The organism is Cellulomonas sp. EB106-03-03-XG116, assembly GCF_058792015.1.
Genome location: NZ_JBYTEP010000030.1, coordinates 1 through 14,384, shown reverse-complemented (window position 1 = coordinate 14,384; position 14,384 = coordinate 1). Strand labels below are relative to the sequence as shown.

General features: G+C 77.4%; 17 protein-coding genes. 7 read left to right on the top strand and 10 right to left on the bottom strand.

Translation table 11 applies throughout. The annotated features are described in order from the left end of the window. Nucleotide 1 precedes the first annotated feature (1 nt). Nucleotides 2-892 (bottom strand): LacI family DNA-binding transcriptional regulator, encoded by an 891-nt coding sequence (locus AC3WUG_RS12220; RefSeq protein WP_492327903.1) that lies wholly within the window; start codon nt 890-892, stop codon nt 2-4. Nucleotides 893-951: 59 nt separating this feature from the next. On the opposite strand from AC3WUG_RS12220, the gene AC3WUG_RS12215 reads away from it, so the two are divergent. After that, on the top strand, nt 952-2,175 hold the full coding sequence (locus tag AC3WUG_RS12215; protein WP_492327902.1) for an ROK family transcriptional regulator: 1,224 nt from the start codon (nt 952-954) through the stop codon (nt 2,173-2,175). A gap of 43 nt (nt 2,176-2,218) precedes the next feature. Here the strand turns inward: AC3WUG_RS12215 and AC3WUG_RS12210 are convergent, their stop codons facing one another. Then, entirely contained in the window at nt 2,219-3,673 is a 1,455-nt protein-coding gene (locus AC3WUG_RS12210) for a lipase maturation factor family protein (protein WP_492327901.1), read from the bottom strand. Nucleotides 3,674-3,950: 277 nt separating this feature from the next. Between AC3WUG_RS12210 and AC3WUG_RS12205 the strand changes: the two genes are divergently transcribed. Further along, the gene (locus AC3WUG_RS12205) at nt 3,951-4,679 is read left to right on the top strand and encodes a PadR family transcriptional regulator (protein WP_492327900.1); all 729 of its coding nucleotides are present in this window, start codon (nt 3,951-3,953) and stop codon (nt 4,677-4,679) included. Between the two features lie 136 nt (nt 4,680-4,815). Here the strand turns inward: AC3WUG_RS12205 and AC3WUG_RS12200 are convergent, their stop codons facing one another. From AC3WUG_RS12200 to AC3WUG_RS12185, 4 genes are all read right to left on the bottom strand, one after another. Next, entirely contained in the window at nt 4,816-5,196 is a 381-nt protein-coding gene (locus AC3WUG_RS12200; protein WP_158374374.1) for a VOC family protein, read from the bottom strand. Nucleotides 5,197-5,272: 76 nt separating this feature from the next. Further along, nucleotides 5,273-6,031 carry a YoaK family protein gene (locus tag AC3WUG_RS12195; RefSeq protein WP_492327899.1) on the bottom strand — a complete coding sequence of 253 codons (759 nt, stop codon included), beginning with the start codon at nt 6,029-6,031 and terminating at the stop codon, nt 5,273-5,275. 136 nt (nt 6,032-6,167) lie between these two features. After that, a complete protein-coding gene (locus AC3WUG_RS12190; RefSeq protein WP_492327898.1) occupies nt 6,168-6,656 on the bottom strand; it encodes an SRPBCC family protein in 489 nt (162 codons plus the stop codon). After that, entirely contained in the window at nt 6,653-7,003 is a 351-nt protein-coding gene (locus AC3WUG_RS12185) for an ArsR/SmtB family transcription factor (protein ID WP_492327897.1), read from the bottom strand. Before AC3WUG_RS12185 ends, AC3WUG_RS12190 begins: the two co-directional genes overlap by 4 nt. 74 nt (nt 7,004-7,077) lie before the next feature. On the opposite strand from AC3WUG_RS12185, the gene AC3WUG_RS12180 reads away from it, so the two are divergent. Next, nucleotides 7,078-7,464: a DUF1304 domain-containing protein gene (locus tag AC3WUG_RS12180; protein WP_492327896.1), complete on the top strand. Its 387-nt coding sequence runs from the start codon at nt 7,078-7,080 to the stop codon at nt 7,462-7,464. Between the two features lie 16 nt (nt 7,465-7,480). On the opposite strand, the gene AC3WUG_RS12175 is transcribed toward AC3WUG_RS12180, so the two are convergent. The 3 genes from AC3WUG_RS12175 to AC3WUG_RS12165 are packed head-to-tail and all read right to left on the bottom strand — an operon-like array spanning nt 7,481 to nt 10,549. Then, a complete protein-coding gene (locus AC3WUG_RS12175) occupies nt 7,481-8,347 on the bottom strand; it encodes a DUF2705 family protein (RefSeq protein ID WP_492327895.1) in 867 nt (288 codons plus the stop codon). Continuing rightward, on the bottom strand, nt 8,334-9,320 hold the full coding sequence (locus AC3WUG_RS12170) for an ABC transporter ATP-binding protein (RefSeq protein WP_492327894.1): 987 nt from the start codon (nt 9,318-9,320) through the stop codon (nt 8,334-8,336). Before AC3WUG_RS12170 ends, AC3WUG_RS12175 begins: the two co-directional genes overlap by 14 nt. After that, nucleotides 9,317-10,549, bottom strand: a complete 1,233-nt coding sequence (locus AC3WUG_RS12165; protein WP_492327893.1) for a LolA family protein — start codon at nt 10,547-10,549, stop codon at nt 9,317-9,319. Before AC3WUG_RS12165 ends, AC3WUG_RS12170 begins: the two co-directional genes overlap by 4 nt. Before the next feature lie 94 nt (nt 10,550-10,643). Here AC3WUG_RS12165 and AC3WUG_RS12160 point away from each other — a divergent pair, with 94 nt between their 5' ends. After that, nucleotides 10,644-11,297, top strand: coding sequence for a response regulator transcription factor (locus AC3WUG_RS12160; protein ID WP_492327892.1), 654 nt, complete (start codon nt 10,644-10,646; stop codon nt 11,295-11,297). Further along, the gene (locus tag AC3WUG_RS12155; RefSeq protein ID WP_492327891.1) at nt 11,294-12,712 is read left to right on the top strand and encodes an ATP-binding protein; all 1,419 of its coding nucleotides are present in this window, start codon (nt 11,294-11,296) and stop codon (nt 12,710-12,712) included. Before AC3WUG_RS12160 ends, AC3WUG_RS12155 begins: the two co-directional genes overlap by 4 nt. A 32-nt stretch (nt 12,713-12,744) precedes the next feature. Here the strand turns inward: AC3WUG_RS12155 and AC3WUG_RS12150 are convergent, their stop codons facing one another. Further along, nucleotides 12,745-13,227 carry an NUDIX domain-containing protein gene (locus tag AC3WUG_RS12150; RefSeq protein ID WP_492327890.1) on the bottom strand — a complete coding sequence of 161 codons (483 nt, stop codon included), beginning with the start codon at nt 13,225-13,227 and terminating at the stop codon, nt 12,745-12,747. Between the two features lie 79 nt (nt 13,228-13,306). Here AC3WUG_RS12150 and AC3WUG_RS12145 point away from each other — a divergent pair, with 79 nt between their 5' ends. Both AC3WUG_RS12145 and AC3WUG_RS12140 read left to right on the top strand, forming a co-directional pair. Continuing rightward, nucleotides 13,307-13,732 carry a peptidase inhibitor family I36 protein gene (locus tag AC3WUG_RS12145; RefSeq protein ID WP_492327889.1) on the top strand — a complete coding sequence of 142 codons (426 nt, stop codon included), beginning with the start codon at nt 13,307-13,309 and terminating at the stop codon, nt 13,730-13,732. A gap of 19 nt (nt 13,733-13,751) precedes the next feature. After that, nucleotides 13,752-14,384 (top strand): RNA polymerase sigma factor (locus AC3WUG_RS12140; protein ID WP_492327888.1); only part of this gene is annotated, 633 nt, incomplete at its 3' end.

Here is a 14,384-nt window from a genome sequence, read left to right as displayed (position 1 = left end):
CTCAGCCGGGCGGCGGGACGGGCGCGCCGCCGGGCGGCGCCGTCGAGCCCCGCGCGACGACCCGCACGCCCGGGGTGCGGGTCGTCGCCGGCGGTCCGCCCGCGACCGCACGCAGCAGCACCTGGGCGGTGAGCGCGCCGAGCTCGTGCACGTCGCGGCTCACCACGGACAGCGGCGGGTGCGAGATGCGCACGTTCGCCGAGTCGTCCCAGGCCAGCACCGACAGGTCCTGCGGGACCCGCACGCCGAGCCGGGCCGCCTCGCGCAGCCCGGCCAGCGGCATCAGGTCGTTGTCGTACACGATCGCCGTCGGCGGCTCGGGCAGCGCGAGCAGCTCGGCGGTGCGCAGGGCGCCGCTGGCCGCGCCGTAGTCGCCCTCCCGGTGCAGCCCGGTGATGCCGGCGGCGGCCGCGGCCTCGTGGAACGCCGCGGCGCGCACCCGGGTGTGCCGGTACCGCTCCGGTCCGGACACCCACCCCACCCGGCGGTGCCCCAGGTCCGCCAGGAACGCGACCGCGGTGCGCATGGCGCCGTCGTTGTCGTAGTCGACCACCCACCGCCCGCCGCCGGGCTCGCCGCCGAGCAGCACGGACGGCAGCCCGAGGTCGCGGCAGGCCTGCTCCCGGGGGTCGTCGGCCACCAGGTCGGAGATCACCACGGCGTCCACGAGCCCGTCCCGGGCCCAGCGACGGTAGGCCACCAGCTCCGCGTCCAGGTCGGGGACCACGTGCACGAACACGCTCGCCCCGTGGGCGTCGAGCTCCTCCTCCATGCCCGCCAGCAGGTCGGTGTAGAAGGGCTCGAGCGCGCCGTCGTCGTCGGCCGGCAGCAGCGCCAGCCCGACCCGGACGCCGCTGCCCGGCCGCCGGTCGGGCGGCGTCGACGTCGTCATGGGCGCAGCATCGCACGCCCGGCGCGGCGGGGGTGTGCCGCCGTGCCATGCTGAGCGGCATGGACGGCGTCGAGGTCGGGCAGGGCGCCGGGCGGCGGGGCGGCCGCGCGCCGTCGACCACGCGCTCCCGGGTGCTCGACCTGGTCCGCACCCGCGGGCCGATCAGCCGCGTCGAGCTCGCGGAGCTCACCGGGCTGACCCAGGCGGCGATCTCGCACGCGGTGCGCGCGCTGCTCGACCAAGGGCTGCTCCGCGAGAGCGGCGCGCGCGAGTGGACCGGCGGCAAGCCGCGGGTGATGCTCACGCTCGACCCGCTGGCCCGGTGCGCCGTCGGCGTGCAGCTCGGCGCGGACTGGCTGGTCGTCGTGCTCATCGACGCCCGGGGTGCCGTCGTGGCCCGGACGCGGGTGCGCGGCGCGCGCGAGGAGGACCCCGACGCGGTCGTCATCGGCATCGCGGGGGAGATCGACGTGCTGCTCCGGGCCGCGGGCATCGGGCGGGACCGGGTCGCCGGCGTCGGCCTCGCCGTCCCGGGCACCCTGGACCTCGACGCGGGCGCGATCACGGTCTCCCGCTCGCTGCACCGGTGGCAGGGCTTCGGTGTGCGCGCGGCCCTCGCGGAGGCCGTCGGGCTGCCGGTGGTGCTGGACAACGACGCCACCGCCGCGGCCGTCGGCGAGTACTGGGCCGGCCGCACCGCCGGGTCGGTCGCGCACTGCACGCTCTACATGGGCGCCGGGATCGGCGCGGGCGTCGTCGTCGGCGGCACCGTGCACCGCGGCGCCAGCGGGAACCCGGGGCCGCTCGGCCGGATGCACCTGCACCGCACCGGGCACGACGCCGGGCCGACGCTCGAGGAGCTCGCCGCCCCGCACGCCGTCGCCCGGCGGGCCCGGGAGGCGGTGGCCGCGGGCCGGACCACCTCCGCGCGGCTCAGCGCGGACGGCGATCCGATCACCGACTTCGGGGCGCTCGCCACCGCCGCCGTGCAGGGCGACCCGCTCGCGCTCGAGCTCGTCGAGGACTCCGCGGAGTACCTGGCGGACGCCGCCGTGACCGCCGCGAACCTGCTGGACGTCGACTCGGTGGTGCTGGCCGGCCCGGCGTTCAGCACGGCGGGGTCGCTGTACGCGCAGGTCGTCGAGCGGCGGCTGCGGGCCGAGCTGCACGCCGCGGACCGGCACGGGGTCCGGGTGGCGCTCGCGGCGCACGTCGCGGACGCGGCGGCGGTCGGGGCCGCGGCGCTGGTGCTGCAGGAGGACCTGGCGCCGCGGCGCGGGTGACGCGCCGGGCGCTGCGCGGCGGCGGGTCGGGCTCGCCGGCGGGTCAGCGCCGGCGGGTCAGCAGCTCCAGGCTGACGGCGTCCACCAGCAGCCCCTCGTCCGCGCGCACCCACCGGTCGCCGGTGGCCCGGTGCTCCGCCGGGGTGGCGAACCGGTACCGGTACAGCCGCGCCCGCACCCACCGCGGGCGCTCGCCGCGGAACGGGTCGTGCGCCAGCAGCCGGAGCGTCGGGCGGTCGGCCTCCAGCAGCTTCCCGAGGAACGGCACGAACCAGCGCAGCTGCGCCGCCGACCCGAGCGCCAGGAACCACATCAGCCAGTCGAGCCGCAGGTGGTACGGCGCGTACTGCCGGGGCAGGCGCCGGACGTCCCCCGGCTTGCCGCGGAACCCGTACTCCTGCCAGGTCGCGGCCCCGGGGTCGTCGTCCCGGGTGCCCTCCACCACGACCTCGGTGCGCCGGCGCGTGATCGTTCCGAACGCGCCGTAGGCGTTGATCAGGTGGAACGGGTTGAACGACGCGTTCATCCGCTGGTTCCGGGACACCAGGTTGCGCGCCGGCCAGAACGACAGCACGACGCACAGCGCCGTGACGGCGAGCACGACCCCGACGAACCACGGCGGCGGGCCGGCGGGCGGCGCGCCGGTGCGGACGTCGACGCCGACCAGGCCGAGCACCGCCGCCCAGGACCGGTCGTCGACCGCCGACGCCGCCAGCACGATCGTCAGCCAGTTCAGCCACGCGAAGTTGCCGGACAGCACCAGCCAGAGCTGCGTCACGATCATGATCGCCGCCGCCGTGCCCGCCACGGGGCCCGGGACCAGCAGCCCGAACGGCACCACCAGCTGCGCGACGTGGTTCGCGGCGACCTCGACGCGGTGCAGCGGGCGGGGGAGCAGGTGGAACAGCCGGCTCGCGGGGCCCGGCATCGGCTGGGTCTCGTGGTGGTAGTACAGCGCCGTCAGGTCGCGCCACGCGGGGTCACCCCGCCACTTGATCAGGCCCGCGCCGAGCTCCAGCCGGAGCACCAGCCACCACAGCAGCGCGAGGACGGTCCACGGCGGGGCCACCGCGTCCGACCCGAGGAACGCGACCAGGAACCCGGCCTCCAGCAGCAGCGACTCCCACCCGAACCCGTAGAACGTCTGCCCGACGTTCACCACCGACAGGTACAGCACCCACAGCACGGCGAAGGCGAGCAGCGGCAGCCACGGCGGGCCCTGCTGCGGCAGCCCGGCGACCAGCGCCGCGGCGACCACGAGCCCCACCCAGCCGACGACGACGAGCAGCCGGTCGGAGTACCGCCAGGCGAACAGGCTCGGCGCGGCCCGGAACGGCACCCGCTCGGTGAACGCGGGGACCGGGAGCAGGCCGCGCTCCCCGAGCAGCGGGCGGAACTGGCGCAGCACGTTCACGAACGCGAGCACGTAGACGGCGGCGACGCCGCGCTGCGCGACCGCCCGGGCGATCGTGTACCCCTCCGCGCCGAACCACTCCATCGCCCACCCCCGTCCGCGCCGCCTCGCCCCGCCCTCGCCCCCCGTGCTCCCAGCCTCGCCCCCCTCGCCGAGATGGCAACTCTCGGCTGTCGTCCAGGCTCCCGGCAGAGCCGAGAGCTGCGGGCGCCGCCCGCCGACTCTGCACGTCCGGACTGTGTTCCGCCCTCTCGCGGCAGTCCGAGTTCGGAGAGTCGGCGGAGCACGCCGCGCGGAGGGGAGGAGATCGTCGTGAGGGGAGGGGTTCACGCAAGAGCAGTAGCGATATATCGTTAGCGTCATGCGATACAACGACACATCGGACGAGTTCGAGAGCGAGGGCCGCGACGAGCGGTCCGGTCGCGGCCCGCACGGGTCGCACGAGGGGCACCGCGGGCGCGGGCGGGGGTTCGGCGGCCACGGGCCGCGCGGCTTCGGCCCGGGCGCGGGGTTCGGTCCCGGTGGGGGCTTCGGCCCCGGGGGTCCCGGCGGGTTCGGCCCGGGCGGTTTCGGCCCCGGCGGTTTCGGTCCCGGCGGCCGGCGCGGCCGGCGACCGCGCGGCGACGTCCGCAACGCGATCCTGCTGCTGCTGGCCGAGCAGCCGATGCACGGGTACCAGCTGATGGAGGCGATCGCGGAGCGCAGCGACGGCCGGTGGCGCCCGAGCCCTGGTGCCGTCTACCCGACCCTGAACCTCCTGGAGGACGAGGGCGTCGTGACGCTCACCGCCTCGGCGGGCCGCAAGCTCGCCACGCTGACCGAGGAGGGCCGCGCCCTCGTCGAGCGGGACGGCGCGTCCTGGCCGGACCCGTTCGCGGCCGGCGACGCCGAGCAGGGCGTGGACCTGCGCGCCGAGGTCGGGCCGCTGCTCGAGGCCGTCCGGGCCGTGGGGCGCGGCGGGACCGAGGCGCAGCGGGTGCGCGCGGGCGAGATCCTCGCCGAGGCGCGCCGGTCGGTGTACCGCGTGCTGGCGGGCGACGACCCGGCGCCGGCCCCGGACGCCCCGGCCCCGGAGGGCCCGACCGCCTGACGGCGGGCACGGCGCCCACCGCGCTCGTGCCCGGCCGCCCGGCCCACCCGGCCCGTCCGGCCCGCCGGTCCTGGCCGGCTCGAGCGGATCCACTCGCCGTCGGTGGGAGGCGACCCCGACGCACGAGTGCGGGCGGTCAGGGCCAGACGTGCGCCTGCTCGGCGAAGTCCGCCGGGTCGCTGTGCACCGGGATCACGCACAGCAGGTGCCCGCCCGGCACGCGCAGCGTGCGGCAGTCCAGCCAGCCGCCGACCTCGACCGCGCCGAGGTCGAGCAGCCGCGCGGTCTCGGCGGCGACGTCGTCGGTCTCCATGTCGAGGTGGTACCGCGCCGGGCCGCCGATCGACTGCACGGCGGCGACCAGCCCGGGGACGGGGTCCTCGAGGTGGGTGAACTGCTCCTCGTCCGGCACCGACCACGAGGCCACGCCGGTGGCGGCGGACCAGAACCGGGCCGCGGCGGCGGCCTCGGCGTGCGGGGCGTCGATGAGCAGGGTCGAGATCCGGCTGCGGTGCACGGGCATCCTCCTCGATGTCCCGACGGACGGTAGCGCTCCCACCGCCCCGACCACCAGTACCGCGGGTCTGTCCCGGTCAGTCGCCGTCGGTGCCGACGCCCGCGGGCACCGGGCGGGCGACGCCCGGAGCACCCGCCGCGCCGCCACCCGCCGCGCCGCCGCCCGCCGTCCGCCGGGTGTGCGTCTCGATCGCGGCCAGCACCACGGCCAGCACCGCCGCGGCGAGCAGCGTCGCGCGGGTGCCCAGCGCGCCCGGCGCGCTCGCCACCGCGCCGATCCCGGCACCGCCGGCGAACGCCAGCACGATCAGCGCGAGCCGCCGCGCGACCACGCGCTGGGTCGGGTCGTAGCCGCTGAGCCACTCGTAGGCCGCGGTCACGAGGGTGCGCAGGTTCCCGGTGGTCATCGTCGTGCTGTAGGTGGTGTCCCGGACGAGTCGGAAGGTCGTGACCTGCAGCGCGGCGACGAACGCCACCGCCATGGTCGTCACGAGCGTCGGCACCGAGCGCGGCAGGCCCGCGACGGCGACCAGCACGGCGATCTCGGCGAGCAGCACCACGCGCGTCGGGTCGTCGAGCCCGGGCAGCCGGCGGTGCGCCGCCAGCCACTCCGCCGCGACCAGGCCCAGCACGAACGCGCCGATGATCGGCAGGTAGCCCGCGGCCTGGGCCCACCGGCCCTCCGCGGCGTGGATCGCCACGAACACGACGTTGCCGGTCTGGGCGTTGGCGAACACGCCGCCGTGCGCCACGAACGTGTAGGCGTCGAGGAAGCCGCCGACGACGGCGAGCGCGGCCCCGGTCGCGGGGTGCTCGGGGCGGGTGCGGACCCTCACGGCTCGCGCCGCCCCTCGGGGGTGGTGCGGGTCGGTCGCTGCCGGGTCACGCCGCTCACGTCCCCCAGTATGCGCCTAGTCGTCCCATGACTTGACGGGACCATCGGCCGTGGCCGGCCCGCACCGCCCCCGCGGCTCAGCCCTCCGCGAGCAGCGCCGGGATCTGCCCGACCGCCTCGCGCATGCCCTCCTCCATCCCCATCGCGATCACCTGGGCCATCGCCTCGGCGTCCGGGAACTGCGTGGTGATGGTCATGCGCGTCCCGCCGTCGACGGGCGTGAGCTCGGTGCGCATCAGGGCGGCGGGCATGGCGTCGTCCGGGTTGCCGTCGGCGTCGGAGAACCCGTCCTGGATCTCGATCGAGCGGGGCGGGTCGACCGCCAGCACGCGCCACCAGCCGTGCGCCCGCGTCCCGTCCGGGCCGGTCATGTAGTAGCGCGACTCGGCGCCGGGGGTGAGGTCGTGGGCGGGGAAGGTCGCCGGCCACCCCGGAGGGCCCCACCAGCGGCCGAGCTGCTCGCCCTCGGACCACAGCCGCCACACCCGCTCGGGCGGGGCGGCGAGCTCGGCCACCACGGTGAGCGTCAGTGCGTCGGTGTCCTTGATGGTGTCCACGACGGTCATGAGTCGTCCCCTTCTCGCATGTCCCCGAGGAGCTCCGCCATGCGGCCGACGCGGCCGCGCCAGATCTCCTCGAACCGGTCGAGCAGCCGTCCGGCCGCCCGGATGGTCGCGACGTCGGCGTGGACGACCTGCTCGCGGCCCTGCCGCTGCTTGGTCACGAGGTGCGCGCGCTCGAGCACCGCCACGTGCTTCTGCACGGCGGCGAAGCTCATCTCGTAGGAGCGCGCGAGGGCGGTCACCGACGCCTCCCGGCGCAGCACCCGCGTGACGATGTCGCGGCGGGTGGCGTCGGCCAGCGCGGCGAACACCCGGTCCACCTCGTCGGGTTCCAGCTGACGTACAACCATGTGGTTGTACGTTACTCGCCTGTGGCGCACGTCACAAGACCTCGGGCGCCCCGCGGCACGGCAGACTGGCCCGCATGATCGCCGCCGGACTGGTGCTCGCCGCGCTCGCGGCCCTGGTGCACGTGTACATCTTCACGCTCGAGTCGCTGACCTGGACGTCCCCCCGGACCCGCGCGACGTTCGGCACGACGCCCGAGGGCGCCGAGGCGACGAAGGAGCTCGCGTTCAACCAGGGCTTCTACAACCTGTTCCTCGCGGTGGTCGCGGCGGCGGGGGTCGTCGCCACGGCGACCGGCGCGGACGCCGTGGGCGCGGCGCTCGTGCTCGCCGGCACCGGCTCGATGCTCGCGGCGGCGCTGGTGCTCGTGCTGTCGTCGCCGGACAAGGCGCGGGCGGCCGCCACGCAGGGGGCGTTCCCGCTGCTCGCGGTCGTCGCGACCGTCGTCGGCCTGCTCGCCTGAACCGGCGCCGACCGGCCTAGGACGTCACGTCCGCGGTGGTGAACCGCGCCCACGCGAGCGCCCCGAACACGGCCACCCAGGCCGCCTGCACCAGGAGCCCGGACCCCACGACGCCCCAGTCGACCTGCACCCGGAGGAACTCGGCGAAGTCGAACCAGTGGTGCGTGAGCAGCCCCGGGTGGATCGCGGAGAGCTGCGGCAGCGAGTCGAGGACCGTCGACACCACGGCCACGACGACCGTCGCGGCCATCGCGCCGACGGGCACCTCCGTCAGCGTCGAGAAGAACAGCCCGACCGCGACCAGCCCGGTCAGCGACAGCCCGACGTAGGCGACGATCCCGGCGACCCGGACCAGGCCCTCGCCGACGGGCACGGTGCTGCCGGACAGCAGCACCACGTCGTGCACGCCGAAGTACGCGGCCCCGATCAGCAGCCCGGTCACCGCGACCGCCAGCACCGCGGCGGCGGCGAACGCGAGGGCGGCCAGCGCCTTCACGGCCAGCAGCCGGGTCCGGGGGACCGGCACGACGAGCAGGTAGCGCAGCGTGCCGGCGGACGCCTCGCCGGCGACCGCGTCGCCGGACGCGATGCCGATGCACAGGGGGAGCAGGAACGGCAGGCAGAGGAAGAGCGCGGCGACCACCAGGAACAGCCCGTTGCCGGTGACCTGCGCCAGGAAGGCGGGGCCCTGCCCGGACAGCGCGCTGTCCCGGGTGACCAGCAGCACCGTGCCGATCACGACCGGCACCAGCGCGAGCCCCGCGAGCAGCACCAGGTTCCGGCGCCGGCCGAGCACCAGGCGCAGCTCGGACCGCAGCAGGCGGGCGAACGCGACCGGCGCGGCCGCGGCCACGGGGGCGTCCAGCACCTCAGCGCGCGACATCGAAGCCCTCCCCGGTCAGCTCGACGAACACCTGCTCCAGGCTCGGCCGGTCGACCTCGAGGCCGACCAGGTCGACGCCCGCGTGCACGAGCGCGGCCGACACCTTCTCGGGCGGCGTCGGGCCGAGCACCGCGGTGAGCCGCGCCGTCCCGGCCCCGCCCGGGAGCGCCCGCCCGTCGCGCGCGACGTCGGCGAGACCCAGCCCGCGCAGCACCTCGGCGGCCGCGTCGGCCTGCCCGGCGCGGGTGGTCACGGCCAGGCGGGCGCCCTCCCGGTCGGTGAGCGCGGCCCGCTCGCCCTGGAGCAGCAGCCGGCCGCGGCTCATGATCCCGACGTGCGTGCACACCTGCTCGATCTCGGCGAGCAGGTGCGACGACACGAGCACGGTCGCGCCGCCGTCGGCGAGCTCCCGGACGAGGTGCCGCACCTCGCGGGTGCCCTGCGGGTCGAGGCCGTTGGTCGGCTCGTCCAGCACCAGCAGGTCCCGGGGCTGCAGCAGCGCGGCGGCCAGGCCGAGCCGCTGCTTCATGCCGAGCGAGTACTGCCGGTACGGCTTGGTCGCCGCGGCCCCGAGGCCCACCCGGTCGAGCGCGGCGTCCGCGCGCCGGCGGCTGGTGCGCGGGTCGGCGGTGGCGTCCCCGGCGTCGAGCCGCGCCAGGTTGGCCCGGCCGGACAGGTACGGGTGGAACGCGGGCCCCTCGACGAGCGCGCCGACCCGCGGCAGCACGCGCGCCGCCTCCTCGGGCATCGCGGCGCCGAGCAGCCAGGCGCGCCCCGCGGTGGGGTGGGCGAGGCCGAGCAGCATGCGGATCGTGGTCGTCTTGCCGGACCCGTTCGGCCCGAGGAACCCGTACACGGCGCCGCGGGGCACGGCCAGGTCCAGGCCGTCGACGGCGACCTGGCCGCTCCGGAACCGCTTGGTCAGGCCCGCGGTCCGGACGGCCAGGTCGCCGTCGTGGTGCGCGTCGCTCATGCCGCGGCGCGCAGCGCGTCCGCCGGCACGGAGCCGACCAGCACCCGGCCGTCGTCGGTGACCAGCACCGACAGCAGGGTCGAGCTGAGCAGCCGGCCCTCGGGGACCGCGGTGGTGAGCTGGTCGTAGAGCGCCGTCGTGTCGAGCGACGGCCGGCCGGGGGTGCCGTCGGAGTCGCTCGGGACGAACTGCTGCACGAGGTCCTGCGCCTCCTCGGAGCCGAGCACGCGCTCCGCGCCGGGGACGGTGGCGAGCGAGGCGGCGTCCCCGCCGACGAGGCCCGCGACGTCGACGTCGCTCAGCGTGACGACGGTCGACCAGCCCGAACCGGCGACCGCCACGCCGTCGGGGAGCGGCGGGACGGTCCCGGGCTCGCCCGCGCCCTCCGGCACGTCCGGCAGCGGCACGACGACGTCCTCGGTGCTGGAGCCGGCGGGGGCGGAGAACGCCAGCACGGAGTCGGCGGGCGCGGTGAACTGCACGTCGGTGAAGCCGACCTCCAGCGAGGGGGCGGCGCCGTCGGACGTCGACCACGTCTGCACCCGCAGCGGCTGGGAGGTCTCGGCGTCCACCGCGACGACCACCCGGGACACCAGCGTCTCGTCGTCGGTCGGGCTGACCACGAGCTGGTAGGCGTCCCGCCCGGCGACGGTCGTCGGGCTGTCGACGGTGACGTCGGCGTCCTGCTCGGCGAGCGCGAGCACCTGCGCGGCGGCGGCCTCGGGGGTGGGCAGGTCGGCGCCGTCGGCCGCGGCGGCCCGGTCGGCGAGCGCCTGGTACCGCGCCACGTCGGCCGGGTCGAGGGTGTAGTGCGTGACCGCGTCGTCGGTGGAGGAGTAGGTCCACGCCTCGTCGCCGTCGTGCACGACCGAGTACTCCGAGGTGGCCCCGAGCAGCGAGACCCGGGACCGCTCCGCGCCGTCGGACCACACCCGCAGCGTGGACGAGCCGCCCAGCAGGTTCAGCGGGTCCGCGCCGGTCAGCTCCGCGGGCAGCTCGGGCAGCCCCAGGCGCGCGGTGTAGACGACGGTGCCCTGCACCGGCGTCGGCCCGGCGTCCGCGACCTTGCTCAGCAGCTCCTGGGGGGTGAGCGCGGGCAGGTCGGCGTCGCCCGGCGAGGCGAGCGCCGGGACGCCGACCGCGGCGGCCACCGCCACGGCGACGACCCCGGGCACGGCCCAGCGGGCGCGGGGGGAGAGGGTGCGGCGGGGGCGCTCGGTGTCGGCCATGCCCCCACTGTGCGCCACCCGCGCTGAGGCGGCGCTGAGAACGCCGAGCCGCCCCGGGGCCGCCGCGCGCCGCCCGCGGTGCGATGCTGCGGGGGTGCGGGTGCTGGTGGTGGACGACGAGCGCGGGCTGGTGGACGCCCTGCGCCGCGGGCTGACGGCCGAGGGGTTCGCGGTCGACGTGGCCTACGACGGCGCCGCGGGGCTCGACCTCGCGACCGACCGGGACTACGACGCGATCGTGCTCGACGTGATGCTGCCGCGGCGCAACGGCTACGACGTGGTCACCGGCCTGCGCGCCGCCGGGGTCACCACGCCGGTGCTGCTGCTGAGCGCGAAGGACGGGGAGCACGACGTCGCGGACGGCCTGGACGTCGGGGCCGACGACTACCTGACCAAGCCGTTCTCGTTCGTCGTGCTCGTCGCGCGGATCCGGGCGCTGCTGCGCCGGCCGCCGCAGGTGCGGCCCGCGGTGCTGGCGGTCGGCGACCTGGTGCTCGACCCGGCCGCCCGGACCGTGACCCGGGCCGGCGCGCCGGTCGACCTCACCGCGCGGGAGCTGGCGCTGCTCGAGTACCTGATGCGGCACGCGGACCGGGTCGTCGGGAAGGTCGAGCTGCGGGACCACGTCTGGGACGGGCCCGGCGAGGACGGCAACGTCGTCGAGGTGTACGTGGGGTACCTGCGCCGCAAGCTCGGGCGGGAGGCGATCGCGACCGTCCGCGGCGCGGGCTACCGGGTCGCGGGGTGAGCGGGGACCGGCCGCGCCGGGCCCGGTGGTCGCTGCGCGCCCGGCTCACCGTGCTCACGGCCGGGCTGCTGTGCGCCGCGCTGGTCGTCGGGGCGGTCGTGCTCAGCACGGTGCTGTCCCGCGGGCGGGTGGCGGCGCTCGACGAGGTGGTGCGGGGGCGCGCGGAGACCGTGGCGGCGCTCGTGGCGAGCGACCAGGTCCCCGAGGCGCTGCCGGTGGCGGAGCCGGGGGAGATCGTCCAGGTGCTCGACGCCGGCGGCCGCGTCGCCGCCACCTCGCCGACCGCCAGCCGGACGCTGCCGGTGCTCGGCGGGGACGCGCTGGCGGACCTCCGGGCCCGGGCCGCGGCGGCGCGGGGCGAGCCGGTGGTCGGGGGGACCGGGGCGTCCGCGTACGACCGCGCGGCCCGGGTCGCGGTCGTCGCGCCCGCCGGCGCCCCCGAGGGGACGGTGGTGGTCGCGACGGTCCCGGTCGCGGAGGTCGAGGGGCTGGTCCGCGCGCTGCGCCTGGCGCTCGCGGGCGTGGTGCCGGTGCTGACCGCGCTGTTCGCGGCGGCGATCTGGGTGGCGCTGGGGCGCGCGCTGCGGCCGGTCGAGCGCCTGCGGTCCGCGGCGGCCCAGGTCGCGCGGGCCGGCGGCCCCGGCTCGCTGCCGGACCCCGGGACCGACGACGAGGTCGGCGCGCTGGCCCGGACGCTCAACGAGATGCTGGACCGGCTCGAGGAGGCGGCGGGCCGGCAGCGCGCGTTCGTCGCGGACGCCGCGCACGAGCTGCGCACCCCGCTGGCGGCGCTGCGGGCCCAGCTGGAGGTGGCCGGCACGCACCCGGAGGCGTACGCGCCCGGGGAGCTCGTCGAGGGGCTCGGCGACCAGGTGCGGCGGATGCAGGCGCTGGTCGACGACCTGCTGCTGCTCGCGCGGCTCGGGTCGCGGCCGGTGCCGGACGCCGACGTGGACCTCGGCGAGGTGGCGCGGGAGGCGGCGGCGCTCGCGGCGGCCGGGGCCGTCGGTGCCGAGGAGCCGGGTGCGCCCGCGGCGGCCGGCGCGCCGGCGCGGCCCGTGGCGCTCGAGGTGGTCGGCACGGGACGGGCGCGCGGGGACGCGGCGGCCCTGGGCCGGGTGGTCCGCAACCTCGTCGACAACGCGATCGGGCACGCCGCGGGGGCGGTGCGCGTCGAGGTCGCCGACGGGCTGGTGGCCGTCGTCGACGACGGCCCGGGGATAGCCGCGCCCGACCGCGAGCGGGCGTTCGCGCGGTTCGTGCGCCTGGACGCGGCGCGGGCGCGCCCCGGGGGCGGCAGCGGGCTCGGCCTGGCGATCGCCCGGGAGGTCGCGCGCGAGCACGGGGGCGACGTGGTCCTGGCCGACCGGCCCGACGGCGCGCCCGGCCTGCGCGCGGAGCTGCGGCTGCCGTGACCGGGGCTGCGCGACGGGGAGGGCGGCGGGCGTCAGGACGGGAGCGACACGACCGCCGGCAGGCCGCCGTCGCGGACGCCGTCGAGCACCAGCCGCTCGTGCGGCACCACGAGGTCGGGCAGCGCGCCCAGCGGGAACCAGCGCATCTCGGCGGCCTTGTCGGGCTCGGCCACGGCCGGGTCCCCGGACCAGTGCCGCGCCACGAAGAACCAGTCGCACCGCTGCTCGACCTGCGGCCCGCCGCGCTCGAAGCGGTGCAGGGTCGTCACCGGCTCGAGGTCCGCCGGGTCGAGCCGCACGCCGGCCTCCTCCGCGGCCTCGCGCACGGCCGCCTCGTGCACGGACTCGCCCGGGTCGACGTGCCCGGCGAGCGTCGCCCACCGGCCGTCCATGTAGCCGGTGCCGTGGCGGAGCTGCAGCAGCACCTCGTCCCCGCGGAGCAGGAGCACGTAGGCGGCGGCGACGAGCAGCGAGCGGTGGCCCAGGTGGTCGTCGGGGGCGTAGCGGTCGGTCACGGGGTCCGACTCTGCCATGCATGGCGACGTGTGACGGATCTCACAGGCGTCCGGCGTGACGAGCTTCGAGCATGGCGGGATGACACCCCATGTGCAGCCCGCCTCCGCCCGTCGTGCCCGCGTCGCCCTCGTCGGCGCTGTGGCGCTCGCGCTGTCCGCGCTCGGGGCGTCCGCGCTCGCCGCGCCCGCGAGCGCGGCGGACGACGACCCGACGGGGCCCGTGGAGGTGACCGGGTACAGCGCCAGCCAGTGCGGGACCGGCCGGTTCTGCCTGTGGAGCGGCACGGGGTACTCGGGCACCTTCTGGTCCACCGGCGCGTCCGGGCTCCAGGCGACGTCGATCGCGAACGCCGGCTCGGTCTGGAACCGGATGGGCGTCGACGTGCGCACCTACTCCGGCTCGGGCGGCACCGGCGGCGTCACCTGCTGGAACGCCGGCGCGCAGACGGCGACGACGTCCGTGGGCAGCCTGTCGGTCCGTACGATGAGTGCGACGACATGCTGACGAGCGACCTGAGGACGGCGTGGGGGCAGGGGGCGACGGGGGCGCGGGGCGCGCCCCCGCGGAGGACGGCGACGCCGAGGCGTTCGCCGCTGCCTACCGCCTGCTCGCGCCCCAGGTCCGCGGGTACGCCCGCCGTCAGGTCCCGGACGACCTCGCGGAGGACGTGGTCGCCGAGACCTTCCTGGTGCTCTGGCGCCGGTGGGCCGACGCGCCCGTGCCCGACGCCGAGCTCCGGCCCTGGGTGTTCGGCGTCGCCCGCAACAAGGTCAAGCACGTCCACGACCAGCGCAGCCGCCAGCTGCGCACCGTCGCGGGCGTCGCGGCGGCGGAGCCCACCCGGGCGCCGGTCGCGGACCCGTCGGACCGGCTGGCCGGCGACGACCTCGCCCGGTGGCTGCTCGACCAGCTGCCGCCGGCCGAGGGCGAGGCGATGTCCCTGACCGTGTGGGCGGGGCTCACGCCGAGCGAGGCGGCCGAGGTGCTCGGCTGCTCGCTCACCGCGCTCACCTCGCGGCTGTCCCGGGCCCGCGCCCGGCTGGCCGCGGTGCTCGACGGCAGGACGCCCGACGGCAGCACGGGCGGCACGACGCCCGACCGCACGCCGGGCGGCACGACGCCCGACCGCACGCCGGGCGGCACGACGCCCGACCGC

Coding starts and splice junctions, on each gene's coding strand:
- AC3WUG_RS12220 (WP_492327903.1), bottom strand. CDS start 892: ATGACGACGTCGACGCCGCCCGACCGGCGGCCGGGCAGCGGCGTCCGG.
- AC3WUG_RS12205 (WP_492327900.1), top strand. CDS start 3,951: ATGCGATACAACGACACATCGGACGAGTTCGAGAGCGAGGGCCGCGAC.
- AC3WUG_RS12210 (WP_492327901.1), bottom strand. CDS start 3,673: ATGGAGTGGTTCGGCGCGGAGGGGTACACGATCGCCCGGGCGGTCGCG.
- AC3WUG_RS12185 (WP_492327897.1), bottom strand. CDS start 7,003: ATGGTTGTACGTCAGCTGGAACCCGACGAGGTGGACCGGGTGTTCGCC.
- AC3WUG_RS12175 (WP_492327895.1), bottom strand. CDS start 8,347: ATGTCGCGCGCTGAGGTGCTGGACGCCCCCGTGGCCGCGGCCGCGCCG.
- AC3WUG_RS12180 (WP_492327896.1), top strand. CDS start 7,078: ATGATCGCCGCCGGACTGGTGCTCGCCGCGCTCGCGGCCCTGGTGCAC.
- AC3WUG_RS12215 (WP_492327902.1), top strand. CDS start 952: ATGGACGGCGTCGAGGTCGGGCAGGGCGCCGGGCGGCGGGGCGGCCGC.
- AC3WUG_RS12145 (WP_492327889.1), top strand. CDS start 13,307: ATGACACCCCATGTGCAGCCCGCCTCCGCCCGTCGTGCCCGCGTCGCC.
- AC3WUG_RS12170 (WP_492327894.1), bottom strand. CDS start 9,320: ATGAGCGACGCGCACCACGACGGCGACCTGGCCGTCCGGACCGCGGGC.
- AC3WUG_RS12165 (WP_492327893.1), bottom strand. CDS start 10,549: ATGGCCGACACCGAGCGCCCCCGCCGCACCCTCTCCCCCCGCGCCCGC.
- AC3WUG_RS12190 (WP_492327898.1), bottom strand. CDS start 6,656: ATGACCGTCGTGGACACCATCAAGGACACCGACGCACTGACGCTCACC.